Origin of the sequence: Methanosarcina sp. (assembly GCF_028693135.1) — an archaeon.
Lineage (GTDB): Archaea > Halobacteriota > Methanosarcinia > Methanosarcinales > Methanosarcinaceae > Methanosarcina.
In genome coordinates this window covers 7,029-29,874 of record NZ_JAQUVZ010000044.1, presented here as the reverse complement: position 1 = coordinate 29,874, position 22,846 = coordinate 7,029, and the positions used below count along the sequence as shown (strand labels likewise).

Genomic DNA, 22,846 nt, shown 5'->3' with positions numbered 1-22,846 from the left:
ATACCTTTATTTCAGATACCTTTATTTCAGATACCTTTATTTCAGATACCTTTATTTCAGATACCTTTATTTCAGATACCTTTATTTCAGATACCTTTATTTCAGATACCTTTATTTCAGATACCTTATCAGTACTTAATGTAGCCTTTCCTCTCAAGCCATTCAACCTGGGGTCTTGTATATTTCCAGATTACTTCGGCTTTTGAGTCCTGGACTTCCCAAGGATTGGCTATGACAATGTCGCCTTCACGGATCCACATTCTCTTCTTTTTAGAACCCGGGATCCGGCCCATGCGGACAACGCCATCCATACACTGAAGTGTTACCCTTTTCGAGCCGAGTAAACATGCAACCGTTGCCAGGACTTCATTTCTGTCCTTACGGGGGGTTCGTACCCTGGATACTTCAGAGTTATCTCCTGAGTGTCCTGGTTGTGTGGTTCCTAATCTTCTTTTTCTAATAGTGCTTCTATAATTAGCCAGGTTAATTCCTCCTTGACGGATTTTGATTGATTTCGATATAAGTTCAATGTTGAATAATTCGTACAGGTTCTCATTCTCAATGCCGGTTTATTCTTACTTTTCCCTTCCGTACGAGGTGGAAATAAGTAAAGAAACAAAGAGAATAAACCAAAAAAGCAAAAAGAAAAAACGAATCAGGCGTTAATATAAACTTAATTACAAAATTAACACCCGATGCAGATTATCATTAAAATTTCTTGTGTTTAGGAAAACATTCCCTGCAGTATACTGGCCTGCCTTCGGTGGGTTTGAACGGTACTTCGGTCTCAACACCGCAGTCAGAGCAGGTTACTTTTGTCATTTCCCTTGGTCCAGTGTTACCACGGAAACCTCCGGAATTTCCCCTGAAATTTCTGTCATTAAAAGCCATTTTCGTTTCACCTCCGCTTTAGCGGATAGTCAATAGTTAAAAAACAAGATTGTATACCCCTTAGATTAAAAACAAAAATTGGTTTTTAATAACAGATTATACTTCTCTTTATTTTCAATACATATACTATACAGTCAAATTATATAAATGTACCTATACAAATCGACACAAATTATCTAAAATGAAAGAACAATTTATAGACATTGTTTTAAGGAGAATATAATAACCCATTCACTGATAGCTTCTGAAATCAGGTTCATTTGACAGAGTTTTACCTTAATCCGAAAACAACCTCCAATGAAACTTATCGGTAAAGCAAAACTTATTGATCATGCAAAGTACTTCTTCTAGTACTTCTTCTGAATCTATAAAAGACCACAGGTTAAGAAAAAAAGTATATTTCGATTTATAGTAAATTAAAAAAAGTGGAAAAGAAATAAGTGTTGATGTAACTCAGTTAAGTGTTGATGTAAACTCAGTTACACAAATAACACTTAATATCTGTTGTTTTCTCTGGGTTTCCTGTGGTTAGGAAGACAGTCTCTGCAGTAAACAGGTCTTTCTGGGTCAGGTTTGAAAGGCACTTCTGTTTCAACACCACAATCAGAACACTTTGTCTTGTGCATTTCTCTAGGAGCGCCAAAATTAGAATTAGAATTTCCTCTGAAGTTTCTGTCATTAAAAGCCATATTTGTTTCACCTTTGTTTTAGTTTTTGTTAATAGTTTAAAAATAAGATTGTATAGAACTCTTTGTTTAAAAACAAAAATTGGTTTTTTAACAACAGATGATTATACATCTCTTTATTTTCAATGATTCTAAACCGCACTTATAATATATAAATATGCCCCTACAAATGAAAGCGCACTCTTTAAATTAAGAGAACATTTTATAGCCAGAGTTTGCAGAACATATTTCTGTAAAAAGCATGCATAAAAAATATCTATGGGCTAATCACAAAAATCATTTTATCCTTAATTATAATAAGTTTTCAGGATTGTTTTCAGAATTGTTTTCAGGATAAAAAAGTCGATTGATGTCTTTAGATTTACTAATAATATTCACCCATTAACATAGTAATAAAGATACAAAACCTCCAATTGTTAAAAGTATCTAAAATTGTAAAAGTATCTAAAATTGCTATTACTGACCGAAATCCGCCCAACACAACTCCTAAATAACTTCAATCTTCAAGGTTTATCAGATTGCCATGGCTGACAGATCACCCTCTCGTATTCGGTACGAAAACATTGCAGGAGCACTCCTATTCAGTGCAGGCGTGCTGGCTTTCCTCGGCATTATCACGGCTGAGACGCTTTATCCCGGGTACAGCACATCGCAGAACATGATAAGCGACCTGGGTGCAACCGAACCGCCCAACAGTATCATAATACAACCCTCTTCAACCATCTTCGGTGCTGCAATGGCTGTGTCCGGCCTCCTAATTGCAGCTTCTGCCTACTTCATTCACCACGCATTCAGGAAGCAGGCGGTCACTATCCCTCTTGGCTTATTCGGGATCGGTGTTCTGGGAGTTGGAATCTTTAACGGCAGCTATGGGGACATACACGGAATTTTTGCACTAATGACCTTCGTTATGGGAGGCATATCCGCAATTACAAGTTACCGGATCGAGAGGGCACCGCTTAGCTATTTCTCAGTCATACTCGGAGGAATCGCACTGCTTAACTTGTTTCTCTACTACATCATGGGAAATGCAAGCCCTTTTGCAGCTTTTGGGCTCGGAGGGCTTGAGCGGTGGATAGCGTACCCCATACTGCTCTGGGTCACGGGTTTTGGCGGGTATCTGATGGGGTGTTCTTGGGAATAAGGTGCATTTAAGGAATCAAGATTAAGAACATGGGGAGGCTTATTGATATGTTGAACTTATCCGGAACAAACTCAATGGCATCCAAAACCGCTTTTGTCCCGCGCCAGAGCGCGGCTTTTCCCGTAATTCCCGTAATGAAAAATGACATATGAGACCTACTGACCACGAAAATAGCTGAATTTGTACATCCCTTATAGTTTTAAAAACAAAAGTTTAATGGAAAGAAAGGCATATCGTGAGCAAGCCCCACTAAAAAATAAATTTAGAACCCTCCCATAAAAGACCTTCATAGGGGATATTTTTGAATCCTCAAGCATGTAATCGATGCCTTCTTCCCCCATAACGTTTGCAGTTTCATGAGGATCGCTGACCACGGCAACTGTACCTTTTGCAAAGCCATCCGGGCAAAAACCGAAGGCACAGTCATGGAACTTTCGATAGGCACGTGGGCGTCCACCATCCTGGGCAGGATGTACTGCTCATGATCGTGCTCCTTTTCTTCAACACGAATGATCTTCCCGTTTTCAACGGTAATCTCGCTTTTAAACTGCCGCCTGGAAACAGATCAACAGTAATCCCCAGGTACTTTTTCATGGGGATTAATTTCACCCCAACAATGGATAAATTTTTCCAAAAAACCAGTATTAGGAACTTGGAGAAAAGGAATAAAAAAAGGGAGATACAGGTTAATTGGTCGATTACCTTTCATCAAATACAAAAAAAACTATAGAAATATAGAGGCACTTTTTTGTTGGATACGAACATTGGTTTTGACCATCTAAAAGTAGCACGAAATGATAAATAAAAGGTACACTGTTAAGTCTTCGGGGATGGCTATAATTACATGTTCGCCAGTAACTGGAAAATTTCTTCTTCCCCGAAAACATAACAGTACCAAAAAGGAAAAGATAAAATGAAACCAACACGAGTTCCTAATAATCCTTGTTTTTCTTCTGGGCCTTGTGCCAAACATCCAGGTTATTCTGTTGAAGAGCTGAAGGATACACCTTTTGGCCGGTCACACCGGAGCAAACCTGGCAAGGAAAAATTAGCTGAAGCAATTAAAAGAACAAGAGATATGCTAGGACTTCCTGATGAGTATCTCGTAGGTATTGTACCGGCTTCCGATACAGGCGCTTTTGAAATGTGCTTGTGGTCCATGCTGGGGTGCCGCGTGGTTGATGTTCTGGTTTGGGAATCTTTCAGTAAAGAATGGGCAACCGACATCACTAAACAGTTAAAATTAAAAGATACCCGAGTTTTTGAGGCAGAATACGGGAAATTACCGGATTTAAAGAAGGTCGATTTCAAGAATGATGTCGTCTTTGTCTGGAATGGGACTACAAGCGGAGTCAAAGTACCCAATGGCGACTGGATTCCTGATAACCGGGAAGGGCTCACGCTTTGCGATGCCACCTCTGCTGTATTTGCTATGGATATACCCTGCCATAAATTGGATGTCATCACCTTCTCATGGCAGAAGGTTTTAGGTGGGGAAGGTGCACACGGGATGCTGATTTTATCTCCGCGGGCTGTTCAGCGGTTAGAAAGCTATACTCCTGCCTGGCCATTGCCCAAGATTTTCCGCCTGACCAAAAGTGGTAAACTGAATAAGGGGATTTTTGAAGGCTCTACTATTAACACCCCATCCATGCTGGCTAATGAAGATTGGCTGTCAGCATTAAAATGGGCAGAGTCTGTCGGAGGGCTTAAACAACTTATCCAGCGGGCAAATGAAAATCTGGCGGTCTTTGAGGCATTTGTTGCTAAAAATAACTGGATCCATTTCTTAGCGGAAACAAAAGAGATAAGGTCCAGCACCAGTGTCTGCTTTAAAGTTGATTTACCCGACGAAAAGCTTAAAGCACTGATTAAAACGCTTGAGAATGAAAAAGTTGCTTATGACATCGGTTCTTACCGGGATGCCCCTTCGGGCTTGCGCATCTGGTGCGGGGCTACCGTCGAGAAAGAGGATTTAGAATGCCTCTGTGAATGGATCGAATGGGCTTACAATTTGGTTAAATAATAAAATCTTTTTTGTTATCAGCAAAGAAGGAATCGTGAGAGATCGTTAATACCTTTTTGCTGATAGCAAAAGAATGTTTAATCCCAAAATTTGTCTCACGCGGACAGATTGTAAATATCCCTTCAAAATCCTTTTTGCACACCTGATTTATCAGAGAAATTTTAATTTATCTTACTTTTTCATCACACTTTAACTCCAAAAATTTTTCTTTTTATTCGAATCCCTGTATAAGGATGCAATTATCTCGAAGTTATATGGAAAAAAGAGTCTGTTACTATCTGAGAATCGAGTTACATCCAGAATTTTCCGATTAATAATTAATACCACCTCTGCAATTATTCCCTTCATGTCCCCCAAAACCCGCTGGCAGTTCTGGATAGACCGCGGAGGAACGTTTACTGATATCGTAGCCCGCCGCCCTGATGGAAAACTGGTCACACACAAGCTTCTTTCCGAAGATCCGTCTCATTATGAAGATGCAGCCATGCACGGGATCCGCCAGGTTCTCGAGCTGCCTGAAAATGCTCCCTTTCCTGCCGAACAGGTGGAAGCCATAAAAATGGGCACAACCGTGGGCACAAATGCCCTCCTTGAAAGGAAAGGAGAACGCACTGTTCTTGTTATAACCCGGGGGTTTGGAGACGCTCTCAGGATAGGGTACCAGAACCGCCCGGATATTTTTGCACAGAAGATCGAACTTCCGGACCAGCTTTATGAGAGGGTTATCGAAGTTTCAGGCAGGTACGGGGCGGACGGGAAAGACCTTGACCTTGGGGAAGCCAGAAAAGAGCTTGAAGAGGCTTTCAACGCCGGCATCCGTTCAGCTGCAATTGTCCTTATGCATGCTTATCGGTATCCTGGGCATGAGCTAAAGATCGGCAGGCTTGCGCAGGAGATCGGTTTTACACAGGTGTCCCTGTCCCATCAGGCAAGCCCGCTAATAAAAATCGTTAGCAGAGGAGAAACAGCAGTTGTGGATGCATATCTTTCTCCTGTGCTTCGCAGATATGTAGACATTATCGAAAAGAGCCTGCAAGAAAGAGAAAGCAAAAAAGAAGGTGAAGAAGAAGCACCTGAAAAAGAAAGCCTGGAGGAAGAATGTGAGGAAAAAAATAGTCCCAGGCTCATGTTCATGCAGTCCAGCGGCGGGCTCATAGATTCGGGGGCTTTCCAGGGCAAAGACTGCATCCTTTCGGGACCTGCCGGGGGAATCGTTGGAGCAGTTGCAACCTCGGAAATGGCAGGGGCAAAAAAGATAATCACTTTCGACATGGGAGGGACATCTACGGATGTAGCCCAGTACAGTGGGGAATATGAGCGCAGCCTTGAAACCGAGATTGCAGGTGTACGCCTGCGTTCTCCTATGATGCGCATCCATACCGTAGCTGCAGGCGGGGGTTCCATACTTCACTACGAAGGGGGCAGGTTCAGAGTAGGCCCGGATTCTGCAGGCTCAGACCCCGGACCGGCATCTTACCGAAAAGGAGGGCCCCTTACGGTTACCGACTGCAATGTCATGCTTGGGAAATTGCAGCCCGAATTGTTCCCGAAGATATTCGGATCGGGTGCAGCCCAGCCTCTTGATTCTGAAATTGTGCGCAGGAAATTCACAGAGATTGAAAAAGAAGTCTCTGAAAAAGAAGTCTCTGAAAAAGAAGTCTCTGAAAAAGAAGTCTCTGAAAAAGAGGTTTCTGAAAAAGAGATTTCAAGCGGAGGCAGTACCCGAACCCCTGAGCAGGTGGCAGAAGGTTTTCTTTCAGTAGCAGTCGAAAATATGGCAAATGCCATAAAGAAAATCTCGGTCCAGCGGGGATACAACATAAAAGAATATACTCTCTGCTGCTTTGGAGGAGCCGGCGCCCAGCATGCCTGCAGGGTTGCAGACAGCCTCGGGGTCAAAAGGATCTTCATTCATCCTTATGCAGGCGTGCTCTCAGCATACGGGATGGGACTTGCAGACCAGAGGCTGATAAAAGAACAATATATTGGAGCTGAACTGACAGAAGGGCTGATAGAGGAATTGAAAACTGCATTTTCAGGGCTTGAAAATGAAGGTAGACTGATGATGCTTGAGCAGGGAGTTCAGGAGGACTGCATTGCTGCACTCTTTAAGGCCCATATGCGCTATGCAGGTTCGGATACGCAGTTAGCTGTTGATTTTGCAGATAACAAGGCGTTAAGGGCTGGGTTTGAGGAAGCCCACAAAAAACGTTTCGGGTTTGTAATAGAAGGCAAAGCCATGGTTGTTGAAGCCGTTTCCGTGGAGATCATAGGGATTACTGAAAGAGTTTCTGACCCTGTGCTGGAAACTGAAACAAACCCTGCTTTTTCTCCGGTCTCGGCGGTTCAAATGTACAGCTATGGGGAATTCCATGAGACTCCTGTTTTCCAGAGGGGAGAACTCAAACCTGGAACCTGTATAAGCGGGCCTGCAATTCTTATTGAGAAAAATACGACCATTATAATTGAACCTGGCTGGGAAGGAGAGATTACGGAACGTGACCATCTCCTCCTTCACCGTAAAATTCCTCTCCCGACTCATACCGCCATAGGGACAGAGGCTGATCCCGTAATGCTTGAGATTTTCAATAACAGGTTCATGTCAGTTGCCGAGCAGATGGGCTACACTCTGCAGAACACAGCCTACTCGGTAAACATAAAAGAGAGGCTTGACTTTTCCTGTGCGATTTTCGACAGGCACGGAAACCTTATAGCAAACGCCCCTCACATCCCTGTGCATCTGGGTTCCATGGGGGAATGCGTAAAATCCCTTATCCTGACGCATTTTGGGGAAATGCAGTCAGGGGATGTATACCTGATTAACTCCCCGTATCACGGAGGCACCCATCTCCCGGATATCACGGTTGTTACTCCGATGTTTAGCAGTTCCGGAAAGGTCCTGTTTTATCTGGCATCCAGAGGTCACCATGCCGATGTAGGAGGAATAAGTCCGGGGTCCGTGCCTCCAGGCAGCAGAACCATTGAGGAAGAAGGGGTGCTCAGCGAAGGCATGAAAATAGTCAAACAGGGCCATTTCTGTGAAGAAAAGCTGAAGGCCTGGTTGAACTCGGGAAAATACCCTGCAAGAAACCCGGACCAGAACACGGCTGACCTTCGGGCCCAGGTAGCTGCAAATGAAAAAGGGCTTCAGGAACTGCGCAGGATGGTGGAAGAATTTTCCCTTGAAACCGTTGAAGCTTATATGGACCATGTGCAGGATAATGCTGAAGAAGCTGTCAGAAGAGTTATTGACAGGCTTACAGACGGAGAATTCACCTATTTGCTCGATGATGGGAATGCAATAAAAGTGAAAGTCACCATTGACCGCAAGAACCGGAGTGCCATAATAGATTTTACGGGGACATCCCCCCAGCTTTCAAACAATTTCAATGCACCTGCGTCTGTCTGCCTGGCTGCTGTCCTCTACACTTTCAGGACACTGGTAAAAAGTGATATCCCCCTGAATGCGGGCTGTTTAAGGCCGCTTGAAATTATCATCCCAGACGGCTCCATGCTCAGGCCGGAATATCCTGCAGCAGTTGTTGCAGGCAATGTTGAGACCTCACAGTACATTGTTGATGCCCTGTTCGGAGCCCTTGGCACTCTGGCTGCTTCCCAGGGTACTATGAATAATTTCACCTTTGGAAATTCAGACTTCCAGTACTATGAAACCATCTGCGGTGGAGCAGGGGCAGGTCCAGGATTTGCAGGAACGGATGCTGTCCATACCCACATGACCAACTCCAGAATTACCGACCCTGAGATCCTTGAAACAAGGTTTCCGGTTTTACTGGAGGAGTTTTCCATCCGGCAGGGAAGTGGAGGAGAGGGTAAATTTAGGGGTGGAAATGGGGTTGTCCGGAAAATCAGGTTCCTGAAGGACATGAATGCAGCCATTCTTTCAAGCCACAGGAAACTCCCCCCCTTTGGGCTCAAAGGTGGCATGCCAGGAGAGTGCGGAAAGAACACACTTATCTGCAGAGACGGCAGCGTTATGGAGGTTGAGGGACAGGCTGAAATTAAGCTAAAAAGTGGAGATGTTTTTGTTATAGAGACGCCGGGTGGGGGAGGGTACGGTGAGAAAGAAAACCAGGGGAAAAATGGAAAAAGAACTTAATCAAACAGAATAGAATGAAAAAATACTAAAATAATCTGGATAATATAAAAAAGGATTAAAAAACAAAATAAATTGAAAAAGAAAACAAAATAAATTGAAAAAGAAAACAAAATAAATTGAAAAAGAAAGCAGGTTAAAAAACTTGCTTATTCGGAAAGCAGGACTTTTTCACTTTACAATCCTGTAAGTATATACAAAGTCTCCTCCAGCTTTTCCGTCTTTATCGCCGTCCAGAGCAATTCCCCTTTCGTCTATTATGACTCCGTATCCGGTTTCGGTTCCAAGTAAGGTTATTGTTATTTCAGCACCTGACTCATCAATAGGATATTCACCATAAGGACGGAACATCATTATTCTGGACCCTGCATCCAGTAAGCCTTCCACTGGCTCTGTTGATGCGGAACTTCTTACTATTACGGTATCTTTCGTAATGCTCGCGTTATTCATAGGCATGTCGAATTCGATCCAGATAGGGGAATCATGCCTGAACGCAAAAGTCTGCCTGTCAGGATAAATTGACTTTACCTTTGGGGGGACCTGTCCGTGTTTGAAGTGAAGTGGAAGAGATTTGAAAACCTCTGGAAGGGGCTTATTACACAGATACTTTTTAACCGTATAAAAAATCGCAGCTCCTGCAAATACACCCAGCAAAAATTTACTCCAGTCATTATTTTTATGCAATTTCGTACCCTCCTTTTTCCTCATTCCACTTTGATTTTGTACCCACACTTTTTAGCAGCATGTTTTTTAAAAGCGTAAACAGCTGTAGCTCCGACAAGCATACACATCGTCACCTTACAAAGTTTATTCATTGAAAATCCCCCACCTGCTTCATCCAATTTTACTTCTTCTGATTTTATTTTTGGTTCTACTTCTTTATGAGATTTTTCTGACGTGAGTTTCTCGAGTATATATGCTCCAAGGACTAATTTACCATATTTATTTATTATTCCTCCACTCTTTTGAGATCCCCCTGGCTTAATTATCTTCATGACATATGCACTCAGCAATAGCTCACCATATCTCTTCATATTTAGCAATCTTGCATCCCCTTGATATTTTCCTTCCCGAAGAACCCCTTGATATTTTCCTTCCCGAAGAACCCCTTGCCCCTTATTTATAATATATTCCGGAAAGGAGAGTAATTAAACTTAATACTCTTGTATCTATCTTATATCCCACATAATATATAATGCCAACTATACAAGATACAAAATAATTTGTGACTGTTTGTGATTTATAGTGATTTTCAAAATAAGGGATTTTAAAGAAGGATTTAAAAGAGTTTTTTAGAGGAAATTTAGTCATTTTAGGAAAGTTTTGTCCCATCATAATACTTAATTCCAGGCACATATGACTTCACCAATTTTATACTTCTGTTACTATATACCTCTGTTACTAAACTGATTGCCATTTTGGACTTCTGTTGGAAACAAAAGATATCAGAAGAATGACCCGGAAGAAGAGCAAATAGAATACCTATCAGTCCAACTCGAAAAACCTTTTTTTAGTATCGAAAATAGCAAAAAGAAAATAGCAAAAAAAATGTAGAGATTAATATCAGTAGAATTATACCAAGTCTTTAATAAAAAGTATCATTCTTTCTGATTAATAAATAAAACCAGAAAATAGTAATTTTTTTCAGCATAACTAATAACTTTTCATATTATTGTATTTTACAGGATTTTTGGTATTCCATCCTTGTTTTAGTATACCTTGTTCTTGAATCTCTAAAGCATAATCTGTCAATACAATCCCATACAACAATCCATAAAAATTTAGCATAAGAGAAAGGATAATACACCCAAAAAACCAATTTCTTGAAACGCGACAGATTTCTATAGTCGTCTACCCACATAGATTCGCTCAGAAATCCTCTCCAGACAAGAGATTTTTGCATATGTTTCCTTCGCCTGGACATATGACCTATTATGAATAAGAAGGTACAAGCGATTGCAAATAGTCTTTTAGTTATATTTTTAACCCCCAACGACTCAATAACCTTAATAACAGGTTAACAGGAAAATGCATTAAAAGCAACGCATTTCTTACAGATCGTATCTTAACCGAATACAAATGAATATCTTTTCAAAATTATACTTTTTTTCTTCCCATTTTCTTTCGTACGTACCGTAAAACCCCATAAGAACACCCCAACAGAAGCATAATCTTAAAGGGTTTCTCACCTGCTTTGAGGAGTTCTTCGATTTTTTCATGATCGTATTTTGGTTTCTGACCTTTCCTTTTTGGAGTAAATTGGGGACTCATTAAAATTTCACCTCTTCATACAATTTACTGTACTTTCAAGTCTACGAGGGATGGTCATTTTATAGGTTCAACTGTAACTGAAAAAATTCCTTCACTTCCATAAACCTGACAGAACCTCAAGGAAGTTGAAAAAATCACTTATCAGTCCCATATTATCTTTCCCCACAATTAAGCATATTATAACAAAAATATAAAAGCCTTTCATATTAATTATTAATTTAAACTATAATATTTCTTGTATACAAGAACAAAAAAGTGTACGCTACTGAAACATATATACAGTACTGTTGTTTAAAAAATTACCTTAACTAAATCAAAGTTGCGCTGGGAAATCCCGCTGCAAGCAACGGGGCATGTTCGTGCCCCCGCTCCAAATTTCGTTAAAGTAGACAGTAAACCTAAAAAATTTAGTTTGAGCAGAACCTAATAACCAAAAAATGGAATTGATAAATCATAATATCATTAACTAAATCATAATATCATTAACTAAATCATAATATCATTAACTAAATCATAATATCATTAACTAAATCATAATATCATTAACTGTTACTGGGGAAGTATTCCATCCCCGCAGTAAGCTAGAGGGATATTCGACTGATAATAATTATCTTTGATTTTGAAATGGATCTTTTATGTTTTGTTTGATCAAGTACTAACTGATTTATAATGCCTTTTTCAATACAATACACAAATAAATAAGACAAACCATTTTATTGTATTATAGAAAAGAAGATTAAACCATGAAACAATCAATCGGAGCAAAGACGCTTGCATTTCCGACTCCAGCCTGGGTTGTCGGCACCTATGACATGAATGGAAAGCCCAATGCTATGACTGTAGCCTGGGCAGGGATCTGCTGTTCGAATCCTCCATGTATCAGCGTGTCCTTAAGAAAAGCTACCTACAGCTATGCCGGCATTATGGAAAATAAGGCATTTACTGTAAACATCCCCTCAGAAGATTATGTAAAGGAAGCCGATTACTTCGGCCTCACAAGCGGAAGGGATGAAGACAAGTTCAAGACAGCCTGCCTGACGCCGGTAAGAAGCGAGCTTGTGCCTGCTCCTTATATCGAAGAATTCCCGGTTGTCCTGGAGTGCAAACTTCTCCACAGTCTTGAGATAGGGCTGCACACCCTTTTCGTAGGAGAGATAGTGGACATCAAGGCAGAAGAATCCGTGCTTGATGAAAACGGAAATCCTGATATTGAAAAGGTTAAACCTGTTGTATACGGGACTGGAAATAGAAGCTATTATGGCATCGGATGTAACCTTGGAAAAGCATTTTCTATAGGAAAAAAGACCTGAGACAGAAAATCTATCCTTTGATTAATTATTCGAGTTGAGGGGGATGGTAAAAATAAATTTACTACCTTCTCCAAACTCGCTTTCAACCCAGATTTTGCCTGCGTGCATCTCCACAAATTTCTTGACAAGAGAAAGTCCAAGTCCTGTCCCGACATGTTTTCCGTATTTGGAGTTTCTAAGCTGTGTGAACGGCTGAAAAACCTTATGGACTTCCTCTTCGGAGATTCCAACGCCTGTATCTTTGATAGTAATTTTTGCTCCATCTTCCCCAACCCTGGCATCAACAATAACGTGTCCACCTTCGGGTGTGAACTTGATAGCATTATCCATCAGGTTGTATAATATTTGATTGAACTTTGTTCTATCAGCCTTTATGGTCGTAAGATCCTCATCAAAAGTGCTCAGGATCTGAATACTTTTCTTTGATGCCAGAGGTGTCAATAAAGTTTTAACTTCAGAGACTGAACCGGATATGGAGAATTTCTCTACGTTAAGTTCCATCTTTCCGGCTTCAACCTTTGAGAGATCCAGTACATCATTGATCAACTTCAGGAGATGGTCTCCGCTCACTGAGATATTGGTGACATATCTCAGCTGCTTTTCGTTAAGCGGGCCGAAGTCTTGAGTAAGCAGCATATCTGAGAAACCTATGATCGAATTCATGGGTGTCCTCAGTTCGTGGCTCATGCTGGCCAGAAATTCGCTTTTTGTTTGATTAGCAACTTCAGCTTCCATTTTTGCTCTAACAAGTTCATTCCCCATTTTTTTAGTATCTGTTATATCCGAAATAATTGCATACAGGAGTTTTTTCCCATCTATCAAAATAGGATAACTGTAGTTCTCAACATCACGTAGCACTCCGTTTGCTAACCGATGAGTGAAATATAAATGATTCATATCTCTCGACTTTGCCTGTTCCAGGTCTTCCAGGATCTTTTCTTCTGGAAGTATATTGATATCAGCAATGTTAAGACTGAGCATTTTCTCTCTGGCGTATCCGTAGTAAGAACAGGCAGCCGGATTTACATCAAGTATATCACCAGTATCCGGATCGATCAGCATTGTTACAGCGCCATTGTTTTGAAACAGAGAGCGGTATCTTCCTTCACTCTCCTTTAACATCTTCTCTGCTTTTTTGCGTTCACCAATGTCTTCTATTATGTAAATAATCTGAACATGGTTCCCATTTTCGTCCTTTAAGCCCGAAGAATTGACATTGACATCTACAGGCTTCCCGTCTTTTCGAGCCATTCTGTACTCTTTGTTGAAGGAAAAACCCCTGTTCTCGACCTCTTCTGAAGCTTCCTGAAGCTTCGTAAGGTAATCTGAAAATATGATGCTGCTTATGGTTTGTCCTGTGAGCTCATCCTGCCTGTAGCCAAGGAGCTCTTCTACCCGGAAATTGCAGTCAACAATAATCCCGTTTTTGTCCACCAGAAGAATCAGGTTGGCAGCATTCTGAAACATGGACCTGTATATTTCTTCCCCTAAATGTATCGCTTTTTCAGCCATCTTGCGCTGTATCCCCATACCAATCAGGTTTACAGCTATCCTGAGTATTGATACATCTTCTTTTCCCCAGTTTCCGGTATTAATCACATTGTCCATTCCCATGAAGCCTGCAAGCTTTCCACTTACATACAGAGGTAAAACAATAAGAGATTTGATTCCCTGACTTCCAAGCAACTCTTTCTCTGCTGCTGCTTCTGGAGGCAGAGCCGAAACATTGGTTATGTGGATTATCTCATCATTAGAAAGTTTTTCCATCCACCAGGAAAATACATCGCCAGGAATATTTTGAAGATTATTTATCTGAGACTCCACCCCTTCAGCACACCATTCATGCGTGTTGTCTATTGTGGCTCCATTTTCTCGAATAAGGAATATGTAACTCCTGCCAGCCCCACAGAGAAGACCAATTTTTTCGAGTGCAACATTTATATCTCTTTCAAGGTGGGCGGGAACGATGAACATGTTGGAAATTTCGAGTAGGAGTTCCTCGATCTCCAGCTTGTGCCTGATTGATTCCTTTAACTTTTTTCTGTCATTAATATCAAAAACCGCACTTGAATAGCTCATGATAGTCCCATCCTTTTCAGGCAGAGTATTAGAATCTCTTATTAATCCAGTAGACGTTTCCTGAGTTTGTTAGTATCCTGTACTCAAGAATAAGGCCTTATCTCCTTTTTTAAAACTTGATACAAAATATATAAGACATTCTTTTTAAATCTTCTTTACATACAAATTTATTTTGTGAACCGCCCCAACGTTCTTGATATAATGTATAAGATATCCAGAGGATAAAGTTTTATCTGTAGATCCAGTTATGAAATTTTTAATTTCCTACCTGGCAATACTATTATACAAAATTAATTTATACAGAATCTTGGTAAGGTTTGAATCTTGGTAAGAGCCTGAAGCTATAGTTTTATTCATTAAAAAACTTTTTTCAATTATTTATTAATTTATGTTCACCTTCCAGTATATCTTACCCGAATCTGTATTATCTGTAACATCTCAGCTTTTGTTAGAACCATAAATTAGTAATATCATTAGCAATTTACCGGAATCTAATGAACTAGATAATAATTAATATAGCTTTCTATTGGTCAGAATAAATTGAAATAAAACTAAAGTGAAAATTAAGCAATTATAATAAACTCAAAAAAAGGAAAACTCTGACCTCAAAGCTAAATAGTTTAAAATTAATCGGTATTTAGAGACAGTGAATATCAAATAATATAGTAGAAATGTAAAAAAATACAGTAAGTTTAAGAATCCAATTTAAAGCACAATGGAATGGAGATTATAATATGTCAGAAAATCCTCTTAAAGTTATAATGGACAAAGACCCGGAATTATTTTCCCTGCTTGAAAACACACAAAAACTTTCTTTTACAGAAGGCGGAATTCCTCTTAAGTACAAATCCCTTATTGCAATGGTCCTGGATGCAGCTAATGGTGCAGTGGACGGGGTAAAATTTTTTGCAATTCAGGCCATGGAGGAAGGAGCCACAAAAGAAGAGATAATGCAGGCAATAAGGATAGCTCAGTATATTTGTGGAGCCGGAAGCGTTTACACAGCTGCAAGTGCCCTGAATGACGTGTTATAATATTAATAAATAATAATTTCATTCTTTTTTATGTGATGGGAGACTAAATAGTATAGAACACAGGGCATCTGAGAAAACTATTTTTCTCAATATATATCCCAAACTCATATCCACCTAAACTTAATCCCAAAAACCAGATGCTCTACCCCAAATGTTTTCAAATACACTTTATTCCCATTTCATAGAGCAGATAAAAAAGTTAGCAGAATTCTTTCCTCTCAAATTCTTCCTTCTAATTCTTCCTTCTAATTTTTCCTTCTATTTCTACCCGGTTTACTCAGTGGGAAATATTTTATATTTAAAAATTAATGACTGATCAGTTAATCTTCCACCATTGAAAATATAAATATGGACCAGCAAATAAAGGACAAAAGAGCCGTAATCATGGGGGCGGCTTTGAAGCTCTTCACGGAAAGAGGCTTCCATGGCAGATCCACCGCGCAGATTTCAAAGGATGCGGATGTAGCTACAGGAACCCTTTTTATACAGGAACCCTTTTTAATTACTTTCCGACGAAGGAAAACCTGATAAATAGCCTTTATTTTGAGGTAAAGAGCAGATTAAGCCCCGGTATAAAAGAAGGAATTGATGCTGAAGCCACTTTTCAGGGCAGGATGAAGAAGCTGTGGTCAAATATCATCAGGTTTGGTATGAACAACCCTGAAGAATTCCTTTTTATTGAACAGTTCAGTTCATCTCCTTATATCACAAAACTCACCCGGGAAGAAGTGATAAAAGGCTATGTTTTCATCCTTGATCTTATGGAAGACTTTAAGAAAGAGTGCTCAGGACATGCTTCAATTGAATTGTTCCTGATGATTTTTTATCAAAGCACCAGGGCGGTGGTGAGTTTTATTCTGGACTCTGATACCCTCGCAGGATGCAGAATAAATCATCGAAGAGGGATTTCAGCTCCTCTGGAAAGGTCTGGCAAACTCATAATTATTTTCACGGATATGTGATGACTAATCAATCAAATAGTCAACCCTAAATCAGGAGATTTAAAAATGCTGTACAGAAAAATACCAGGGAACGGAAACGAACTTTCGATACTCGGTTTCGGATGCATGCGTCTTCCACTTAAAGAAAGAAAAATAGACGAAGAAAGAGCCAGACAGCAGCTACGCTATGCAATCGATCACGGAGTAAACTACATAGACACAGCATGGCCTTACCACATGGGAGAAAGTGAGCCTTTCGTGGGAAGAGCTCTTGCTGACGGGTACAGGGAAAAGGTCAAACTCGCAACAAAACTTCCCTCCTGGACCGTGAAAAGCCACGAAGATATGGACCGAATTCTGAATGCCCAGCTTGAGAGGCTCAGGACCGACCATATAGATTATTATCTGGTCCACGGGCTCGTTGGGGCTTTATGGGATAAAATGGAAAAGCTCGAGGTTCTGGACTTCCTTAATCGGGCAAAGGCCGACGGGCGCATTATCAACGCAGGCTTTTCCTTCCACGGGTCAATTGACGATTTTAGGCGGATTGTGGACGCATATCCCTGGACCTTCTGCCAAATCCAGTACAATTTCCTGGATGAAAAGAACCAGGCAGGCACAGAAGGACTTGAATATGCAGCTGCAAAGGGGCTGGGCGTAATCATCATGGAACCTCTGCGCGGAGGCAAACTGACACATCCCATACCCCCCGCAGTCCAGGATATCTGGAACGAAGCCCCCGTAAAACGCACACCTGCAGAGTGGGCTCTCCGCTGGATCTGGAACCATCCCGAAGTTACGGTTGTGCTTTCAGGCATGAACGAAGAGTCTCATATCGAAGAAAACCTGAAAATTGCAGATAAAGCCTACCCGAATTCCCTGAAAGAACACGAACTTCAGCTCGTAAAGAAAGTGGAACATAAATACAGGGAACTTATGAAAACGGGCTGTACAGGCTGCAGGTACTGCACACCCTGTCCTTCAGGAGTAGACATTCCTGCCTGTTTTGAAATCTACGATAACTTTTACCTCTCAGGGAATGAAAAAGAAGCAAAACTCATGTATGCGGCAAAACCCGGAGGAATAATAAGAGGTGACGTCACGGGATATGCCTCTCAGTGTGTGCAGTGCGGAGAGTGCGTTGAAAAATGCCCGCAGCATCTGGACATACCATCCCTGCTTGAAGCTGTTGTGGAAGAATTTGAGGGAAAAGACTTCAAGGGATGGAGAGTCATGGCAAAAAAAGCCTTTGGAAAAGAGTAAAATCAGGTCTTTTGACCCTGATTTTTCTGCATAAATACCCTATCCAACCTTAATAAATTGAATTGGGTATTTTAGTTTAGATCTTTGCATTTACTTATTTTTTGAATTTTCAGGAAGTTTTTTATCAGGAGTAACTCCATAATATTTTGTCCTTGCCGCTCCCCAGATACAGCCGTTTTTCCCAAAGATCTTCAGTTCGAGGTTCTGGATAGATTTGCAGACACTGTTACCTGATCTTGCGCCCTTGCAGACAATACAGAGTTTTTCACAAAAAATAGGGGGTTTCCCCTTATTTTCAACCATTTCCTCGCTCCCGCTTATTTGAGTTCTTCAGATGTTACACCTGTACTTTTCCTTGATGTACTTATTTGACCAGGTGTCCAGTTATAAAGAGCATTAAGTGAACTATTTTATTTCAGGTATATTTTCCTATCACAGAAGTTTCTTTCCAGCTTCAGGACCTGGAGCACACTGGAAGACATCGCTGATCCCGACTTCTATGAGGGTTTTTGCAGGAAGACCTGGCTTTGCAGCATTCACAATTGCTTTCATTTTATCGAATTTTTCGCCTGAACTGATAATTGTAGCCTTTCCTTTTATCTGGAAGCAGCCGCCTGTTTCCGGGCCCCATACATAGATTGCAACGTTTGGATTTTCTTCCAGATTTGCCAGGGATTTAACCATAAAGTTGTCCGCAATCCAGATAGTCTCATCGTCTACAAGCAGGCAGAAACCTATAGGCACTACGTTAGGAACTCCCTCTTTTGAAGCCGTTGCAACAGGGAATATCTTTACTTTCGAAAAAGCAGTTTTCATATCTTCATTTAACTTTACCATAATGATTCACCAACAGGATAATCGGCAGTACAAATTTATATATTTAAGCGTTAGAATTCTGTACCTGAGAGGTTCTTTGTGCACTTTAATAACCTTTCAGGGCAAAAGAATCTATCTAAGCATTTTTTTATAAAAGGGGAGGGTGAGGGAAGGGTAATAGTGAACTTTCAGAAGCTCAGGGAACTGGGATCAGAGATACTGAATAAATTGGCTCAAAACCGAAAAGGTTATGGAATATGAGAGCTGACTGAAAAAATTAAGATTTATTTCCGGCCACCCTGAAGAGCCTTATGCCTGTTTTTCTGTTCTTCTTACCTTAAAATCCGTGGACTCCGGAAATACCACCCTTGAAAAGTATATATTTTACACTTCGCTTGATTCCTGTCTCATATGTTGAAATAATTTATGAAAGCCTCCATAAAAATCATGCCGATAAATGCCAAAGAATTGCTAGAGATCCTGAAAAAACGCAGTGCCTGATAGGCCAGGAAGCTGAGAATCGGAAAAAGCCAGGCCTAAAAAGAAGCTTTTTAGAGAATTTATTTAAAAAATAAACTATTTTTAGTGCATAAATTTTAAAATATACAGATATAAACCTTTAAAATTAAAAAATAGCTTAAATAAGCTTCTGAAATAAAAAAAATCCCCATATTAGTCCAGAATATGATCATTGATACTTATTATAGTTCAGAAATTAAAAAGAGGCTTTTATTTTGCTTTAATGTCAGATAAGGTTATATAAAAATTAGCACATATCATATGTGAAAGTATACAATGCTGTATGTCAACTACCCCTGAGCTAAAGACTCAGGGGCTTGTCTAACAAGCCCTGGTTGACCAGATCACCGATTAGGAGTAACGGAAAATCGGTAAACGATAGGAAAGAATACATAGTTACCCTTGAATGTCGCCTCAGTTTAAGGCTCTAAGGATGCCGGTTAAACAGCCCTGGGAGGTAGGGGCAGTGCTTGCATCGTTAAACCTTTCCATATCAGATCGAGAGGAGGACGGATTCCGGAATTGACTGGTTCCAGCTACGCTGTAACACTCCAACTTCACGAAGTTGGAGTCCTTCCATCTACGCTGTAACACTCCAACTTCACGAAGTTGGAGTCCACAATTCGGATACGCATTACCCTACGTATGTAGGTGGAGGGTGATTTATTCGCCCTCATTACATTAATAAAAAACGAATTCAACAAAGCAGGGTGGGGAAGTTTACGCATTCCTCCCCTGAGCTAAAGACTCAGGGGTTTCCTGCTGAGGATTTATGAATTAATATATATTTTGATTTTACAGGGGGAAAAATTATCAGGAAAATTGGACTTATTGTAGCATTGCTAATAGCAGTGGTCCTGTTTGCTTCCGGCTGTTCAAGCCCGACACAGGAAGTGGAAAATGAAACACAGGGAATGGTAGAAGAAGTAACTGAAGAAGCAGGAGGTATTGTTGAAGACGCCGAAGATATAGTTGGAGAAAATGACAACGAAACAATGCCGGATAAAAATATCGTTCAAACTGCGGAAGATGCAGGTTCTTTCAATACTCTTGTTACGGCCATAAAAGAGGCAGGACTTGAGGAAACCCTCAGTGGAGAAGGGCCCTTCACGGTCTTTGCCCCGACGGATGAGGCGTTTGCCGCTCTTCCGCCAGGTACGCTCGACAGCCTGCTCAAAGATAAGGAAGCCCTTACCAGAGTGCTTACCTACCACGTTGCCTCAGGAAAGTATATGGCCACTGATGTGGTGGAAATGACATCCATAAAAACACTTGAAGGAAGCGACCTTCCAGTAAATACAACTGAAGGGGTAAAAGTAGGGGATGCAAACGTCACTGCCACAGACATCGAGGCCAGCAACGGAGTCATCCACGTAATAGACAAAGTACTGATCCCGCCGGAATAACCGTATTTTTCAACTACCCCTGAGCTAAAGACTCAGGGGTTTCCTGCTGAGAGTTTATGAAAAAAGAATCTTATTTATTTTCTTTTTTCTTTTTTCTGTTTTCTGGAACTTCGTTTAAGGCAGAATTCGAAAAAATGCGGCATGAAAAACGAAAAAAAATAAAAAAAGTCGTTTTTTAGCTTACCCTATTTTAGCTTACCCTATTCTAAGAAATCAACATTTTTCCAACATTGTTCAGAAATTTGCGTTTACCCTGTACCCGAACTCAATGCTGTAATCCAGATAATAGACAACCTCGGGTGCTATTTTTATCATGATCGTATCCGGATCAGGCGGCATATCTGCAGTAACAGGGAATTTGGCTGCCATGATCTCTCCGACTTCCCGCAATTCATTTTCATCGGTAACTATCGCTGCCCTGCCTTCGACCTGAAGGGCCTGCATATCAAACCAGTCAGGATTGTCCTCATCGACAGTAAATGCTACCTGAGGGTTTTGCATGATATTCTGGACTTTCCTGGTGTTTTTATTGGTTGCCAGGTATACGATTTCATTTTTTGAAACATATGCCATAGTATGAGCCATTGGTTTTCCTTCCGGGCTTACGGTTGCCAGGTTAAGGTAGTAATGAGTTGCAAGGTATTCACAAATCTTATCTTTGAGCTTGTCTGTCATATTCCCCCGCCAGTTTGTAGTATTAATCAGTAGAACTTCTTTTGATTAAGCCTTTGATAAGCCTCATATTTTAAACCCGCAAGATATCTGCATATCCTGCAGTAGGCCTTTGATCCCACAACAGGAAAAAACTCTACTCTCTGCTCATGATCTTTTTCCCTATACAATTTATAGAAACAAAACTTATAAATTTTGCTTATAATTCTCAGCTCTTATCCCAAGCCAGCCTGCGGGTTTGAAGTCTACTCGGTCAAAACTATATAATACATAATATAATTTCCTGCCAATATATGTATTTTGAGATTCATTATGGGAATGTAGGGGGAGACCATCAATGAATTCTGATATGCAAAAAATTTCAATATTCAGGAAAATGTCTTGTTTCTGTTTAATGCTTGTACTGATAGCCACCGCAGCATCTCCTGCAGCCAGCTCGGAATCGTATGTTTCCGATCAGGGAGGAGAGAAACAGAAAGATGTTCTGGATGTAGAAATCAGAGTCAATCCTGACAGAGATGTCAACTGTATAAAAACAATGGAGCTGGGGAGTATTAAGATTGCAGTCCTGGGATCGGCTGAACTGGATGTTGAAAAAATACTGGAAAACTCAGTAACGGTAAGTTCAGTAAAGTCAACAGGAGAAGTGGAGCCATATGCTATGGACTACAGAGACATTAATTCTGACGGGCATAAAGACCTCGTTATGAGCCTTGACTGTCACGAACTGATGACTCAGCTGGACCTTAGAAAATGCTTCTGCAGAGAAGTACCCTTAAAAGTCAGAGCTGAACTTGAAGAAAAAGAAGGAGCAAAAACAATAGAAGGTAGCGATAAGACCCTTATCCTTCCGCGCTTCAGGTGATAGACAGCTCCATCTCCTAATCCGGAAAAATCCCCTCAATATTCGAGATCATGAGAGGTATTTTATCTATATAACAGCTGGAAAGGACAGCTGGAAAGGATAAATAAAAACAAATGTATTTAAATAGTTGCAATGCCGAAAAAATTCGAATAAACATAAAGAAGTGTAAAATATGTTTGTCTTTGATTTCAAAAACCCGGCGGAAACCCTTAAATGGGTCAGTATGGACGATAGGGTAATGGGTGGAGCTTCAAGAAGCCAGCTGGTTTATTCCGGAGGAAAGGCCCACTTTAAAGGGGAGGTAAAATTGGACGAGGAACTGCGGGGATTTGCTTCCGTACGTTCGAAAAACAATACATTTGACCTTAAAGCCTTTGAAGGCATCCTGCTTCGGGTAAAAGGGGACGGGAATACCTACAGGCTTAACATGAAGACCGAAAGGCACCACGACGGGTTCCTTTACCAGTATGTATTTGAAACCCGTGAAGGACAGGAGATAGATGTTTCAATTCCTTTTGGGAAATTCCTTCCCTTCTTCAGAGGCAGATACGTGGAGAACACTGTCCCTCTAAACCCCGAAGATATCAGATCCTTTGGTTTTATGATTGCCGGACAGAAAGGAAATTTCGACCTGGAAATCGAACACATAAAAGTATACGGCAAGTAATAGTTATCAAGATTAAGTTATCAAGATTAAGTTATCAAGATTAAGTTATCAAGATTAAGTTATCAAGATTAAGTTATCAAGATTAAGTTATCAAGATTAAGTTATCAAGATTAAGTTATCAAGATTAAGTTATCAAGATTAA

Annotated in this window: 21 protein-coding genes and 1 pseudogene; 12 read left to right on the top strand and 10 right to left on the bottom strand. The window is 40.6% G+C overall.

Features of this window, described 5'->3' with window-relative positions; genetic code table 11:
• Positions 1-128: 128 nt before the first annotated feature.
• The 3 genes from eif1A to PHF18_RS14860 all read right to left on the bottom strand — a co-directional run bounded on the left by eif1A (position 129) and on the right by PHF18_RS14860 (position 1,580).
• On the bottom strand, positions 129-461 hold the full coding sequence (eif1A, locus tag PHF18_RS14870) for a translation initiation factor eIF-1A (RefSeq protein ID WP_300104228.1): 333 nt from the start codon (positions 459-461) through the stop codon (positions 129-131).
• Positions 462-708: 247 nt separating this feature from the next.
• Positions 709-891, bottom strand: coding sequence for a CxxC-x17-CxxC domain-containing protein (locus tag PHF18_RS14865; RefSeq protein WP_300104226.1), 183 nt, complete (start codon positions 889-891; stop codon positions 709-711).
• A gap of 494 nt (positions 892-1,385) precedes the next feature.
• On the bottom strand, positions 1,386-1,580 hold the full coding sequence (locus PHF18_RS14860) for a CxxC-x17-CxxC domain-containing protein (RefSeq protein WP_300104224.1): 195 nt from the start codon (positions 1,578-1,580) through the stop codon (positions 1,386-1,388).
• Positions 1,581-2,100: 520 nt separating this feature from the next.
• Between PHF18_RS14860 and PHF18_RS14855 the strand changes: the two genes are divergently transcribed.
• Positions 2,101-2,721, top strand: a complete 621-nt coding sequence (locus PHF18_RS14855) for a DUF998 domain-containing protein (protein ID WP_300104223.1) — start codon at positions 2,101-2,103, stop codon at positions 2,719-2,721.
• 272 nt (positions 2,722-2,993) lie between these two features.
• On the opposite strand, the pseudogene PHF18_RS14850 reads toward PHF18_RS14855, so the two are convergent.
• A pseudogene (locus PHF18_RS14850) lies at positions 2,994-3,315 on the bottom strand (amidohydrolase family protein); the annotation flags it as partial.
• 319 nt (positions 3,316-3,634) lie between these two features.
• On the opposite strand from PHF18_RS14850, the gene PHF18_RS14845 reads away from it, so the two are divergent.
• Both PHF18_RS14845 and PHF18_RS14840 read left to right on the top strand, forming a co-directional pair.
• The gene (locus PHF18_RS14845; protein WP_300104221.1) at positions 3,635-4,747 is read left to right on the top strand and encodes a phosphoserine transaminase; all 1,113 of its coding nucleotides are present in this window, start codon (positions 3,635-3,637) and stop codon (positions 4,745-4,747) included.
• Between the two features lie 346 nt (positions 4,748-5,093).
• Positions 5,094-8,864, top strand: coding sequence for a hydantoinase B/oxoprolinase family protein (locus tag PHF18_RS14840; RefSeq protein ID WP_300104219.1), 3,771 nt, complete (start codon positions 5,094-5,096; stop codon positions 8,862-8,864).
• A 168-nt stretch (positions 8,865-9,032) separates the two neighbouring features.
• Here the strand turns inward: PHF18_RS14840 and PHF18_RS14835 are convergent, their stop codons facing one another.
• Both PHF18_RS14835 and PHF18_RS14830 read right to left on the bottom strand, forming a co-directional pair.
• Positions 9,033-9,545, bottom strand: a complete 513-nt coding sequence (locus tag PHF18_RS14835) for an Ig-like domain-containing protein (RefSeq protein ID WP_300104217.1) — start codon at positions 9,543-9,545, stop codon at positions 9,033-9,035.
• 20 nt (positions 9,546-9,565) lie between these two features.
• The gene (locus PHF18_RS14830) at positions 9,566-9,895 is read right to left on the bottom strand and encodes a hypothetical protein (RefSeq protein WP_300104227.1); all 330 of its coding nucleotides are present in this window, start codon (positions 9,893-9,895) and stop codon (positions 9,566-9,568) included.
• A 1,980-nt stretch (positions 9,896-11,875) separates the two neighbouring features.
• Between PHF18_RS14830 and PHF18_RS14825 the strand changes: the two genes are divergently transcribed.
• Complete coding sequence (locus tag PHF18_RS14825) at positions 11,876-12,442, top strand: flavin reductase family protein (RefSeq protein WP_300104215.1); 567 nt, start codon at positions 11,876-11,878, stop codon at positions 12,440-12,442.
• Between the two features lie 21 nt (positions 12,443-12,463).
• Here the strand turns inward: PHF18_RS14825 and PHF18_RS14820 are convergent, their stop codons facing one another.
• A complete protein-coding gene (locus PHF18_RS14820; RefSeq protein WP_300104213.1) occupies positions 12,464-14,521 on the bottom strand; it encodes a PAS domain S-box protein in 2,058 nt (685 codons plus the stop codon).
• A gap of 734 nt (positions 14,522-15,255) precedes the next feature.
• Between PHF18_RS14820 and PHF18_RS14815 the strand changes: the two genes are divergently transcribed.
• From PHF18_RS14815 to PHF18_RS14800, 4 genes are all read left to right on the top strand, one after another.
• The gene (locus PHF18_RS14815; RefSeq protein WP_300104211.1) at positions 15,256-15,555 is read left to right on the top strand and encodes a carboxymuconolactone decarboxylase family protein; all 300 of its coding nucleotides are present in this window, start codon (positions 15,256-15,258) and stop codon (positions 15,553-15,555) included.
• A 348-nt stretch (positions 15,556-15,903) separates the two neighbouring features.
• Positions 15,904-16,083, top strand: coding sequence for a helix-turn-helix domain-containing protein (locus tag PHF18_RS14810; protein ID WP_300104210.1), 180 nt, complete (start codon positions 15,904-15,906; stop codon positions 16,081-16,083).
• Between the two features lie 86 nt (positions 16,084-16,169).
• A complete protein-coding gene (locus PHF18_RS14805) occupies positions 16,170-16,517 on the top strand; it encodes a hypothetical protein (protein WP_300104208.1) in 348 nt (115 codons plus the stop codon).
• Between the two features lie 45 nt (positions 16,518-16,562).
• Positions 16,563-17,759 carry an aldo/keto reductase gene (locus PHF18_RS14800; RefSeq protein ID WP_300104206.1) on the top strand — a complete coding sequence of 399 codons (1,197 nt, stop codon included), beginning with the start codon at positions 16,563-16,565 and terminating at the stop codon, positions 17,757-17,759.
• A gap of 90 nt (positions 17,760-17,849) precedes the next feature.
• Here PHF18_RS14800 and PHF18_RS14795 read toward each other — a convergent pair whose 3' ends face one another.
• Both PHF18_RS14795 and PHF18_RS14790 read right to left on the bottom strand, forming a co-directional pair.
• A complete protein-coding gene (locus tag PHF18_RS14795) occupies positions 17,850-18,062 on the bottom strand; it encodes a hypothetical protein (protein ID WP_300104204.1) in 213 nt (70 codons plus the stop codon).
• A 129-nt stretch (positions 18,063-18,191) separates the two neighbouring features.
• Positions 18,192-18,596 carry a pyridoxamine 5'-phosphate oxidase family protein gene (locus PHF18_RS14790; RefSeq protein WP_300104203.1) on the bottom strand — a complete coding sequence of 135 codons (405 nt, stop codon included), beginning with the start codon at positions 18,594-18,596 and terminating at the stop codon, positions 18,192-18,194.
• Positions 18,597-18,970: 374 nt separating this feature from the next.
• Between PHF18_RS14790 and PHF18_RS14785 the strand changes: the two genes are divergently transcribed.
• Positions 18,971-19,150, top strand: coding sequence for a hypothetical protein (locus tag PHF18_RS14785; protein ID WP_300104200.1), 180 nt, complete (start codon positions 18,971-18,973; stop codon positions 19,148-19,150).
• Positions 19,151-19,933: 783 nt separating this feature from the next.
• On the top strand, positions 19,934-20,500 hold the full coding sequence (locus tag PHF18_RS14780) for a fasciclin domain-containing protein (RefSeq protein ID WP_300104199.1): 567 nt from the start codon (positions 19,934-19,936) through the stop codon (positions 20,498-20,500).
• Positions 20,501-20,734: 234 nt separating this feature from the next.
• On the opposite strand, the gene PHF18_RS14775 is transcribed toward PHF18_RS14780, so the two are convergent.
• Positions 20,735-21,175: a pyridoxamine 5'-phosphate oxidase family protein gene (locus PHF18_RS14775; protein WP_300104198.1), complete on the bottom strand. Its 441-nt coding sequence runs from the start codon at positions 21,173-21,175 to the stop codon at positions 20,735-20,737.
• Positions 21,176-21,566: 391 nt separating this feature from the next.
• Between PHF18_RS14775 and PHF18_RS14770 the strand changes: the two genes are divergently transcribed.
• Both PHF18_RS14770 and PHF18_RS14765 read left to right on the top strand, forming a co-directional pair.
• Entirely contained in the window at positions 21,567-22,037 is a 471-nt protein-coding gene (locus tag PHF18_RS14770) for a hypothetical protein (protein WP_300104197.1), read from the top strand.
• Between the two features lie 172 nt (positions 22,038-22,209).
• The gene (locus PHF18_RS14765; RefSeq protein WP_300104196.1) at positions 22,210-22,704 is read left to right on the top strand and encodes a CIA30 family protein; all 495 of its coding nucleotides are present in this window, start codon (positions 22,210-22,212) and stop codon (positions 22,702-22,704) included.
• Positions 22,705-22,846 lie beyond the last annotated feature (142 nt).

Bases quoted from the DNA above. Each gene is read 5' to 3' on its own strand.
- PHF18_RS14820 (WP_300104213.1), bottom strand. From the start codon at position 14,521: ATGAGCTATTCAAGTGCGGTTTTTGATATTAATGACAGAAAAAAGTTA.
- PHF18_RS14790 (WP_300104203.1), bottom strand. From the start codon at position 18,596: ATGGTAAAGTTAAATGAAGATATGAAAACTGCTTTTTCGAAAGTAAAG.
- PHF18_RS14815 (WP_300104211.1), top strand. From the start codon at position 15,256: ATGTCAGAAAATCCTCTTAAAGTTATAATGGACAAAGACCCGGAATTA.
- PHF18_RS14825 (WP_300104215.1), top strand. From the start codon at position 11,876: ATGAAACAATCAATCGGAGCAAAGACGCTTGCATTTCCGACTCCAGCC.
- PHF18_RS14865 (WP_300104226.1), bottom strand. From the start codon at position 891: ATGGCTTTTAATGACAGAAATTTCAGGGGAAATTCCGGAGGTTTCCGT.
- PHF18_RS14860 (WP_300104224.1), bottom strand. From the start codon at position 1,580: ATGGCTTTTAATGACAGAAACTTCAGAGGAAATTCTAATTCTAATTTT.
- PHF18_RS14800 (WP_300104206.1), top strand. From the start codon at position 16,563: ATGCTGTACAGAAAAATACCAGGGAACGGAAACGAACTTTCGATACTC.
- PHF18_RS14840 (WP_300104219.1), top strand. From the start codon at position 5,094: ATGTCCCCCAAAACCCGCTGGCAGTTCTGGATAGACCGCGGAGGAACG.
- PHF18_RS14770 (WP_300104197.1), top strand. From the start codon at position 21,567: ATGCTTGTACTGATAGCCACCGCAGCATCTCCTGCAGCCAGCTCGGAA.
- PHF18_RS14775 (WP_300104198.1), bottom strand. From the start codon at position 21,175: ATGACAGACAAGCTCAAAGATAAGATTTGTGAATACCTTGCAACTCAT.
- PHF18_RS14810 (WP_300104210.1), top strand. From the start codon at position 15,904: ATGGACCAGCAAATAAAGGACAAAAGAGCCGTAATCATGGGGGCGGCT.
- PHF18_RS14795 (WP_300104204.1), bottom strand. From the start codon at position 18,062: ATGGTTGAAAATAAGGGGAAACCCCCTATTTTTTGTGAAAAACTCTGT.
- PHF18_RS14765 (WP_300104196.1), top strand. From the start codon at position 22,210: ATGTTTGTCTTTGATTTCAAAAACCCGGCGGAAACCCTTAAATGGGTC.
- PHF18_RS14855 (WP_300104223.1), top strand. From the start codon at position 2,101: ATGGCTGACAGATCACCCTCTCGTATTCGGTACGAAAACATTGCAGGA.
- PHF18_RS14805 (WP_300104208.1), top strand. From the start codon at position 16,170: ATGAAGAAGCTGTGGTCAAATATCATCAGGTTTGGTATGAACAACCCT.
- PHF18_RS14830 (WP_300104227.1), bottom strand. From the start codon at position 9,895: ATGAAGAGATATGGTGAGCTATTGCTGAGTGCATATGTCATGAAGATA.
- PHF18_RS14845 (WP_300104221.1), top strand. From the start codon at position 3,635: ATGAAACCAACACGAGTTCCTAATAATCCTTGTTTTTCTTCTGGGCCT.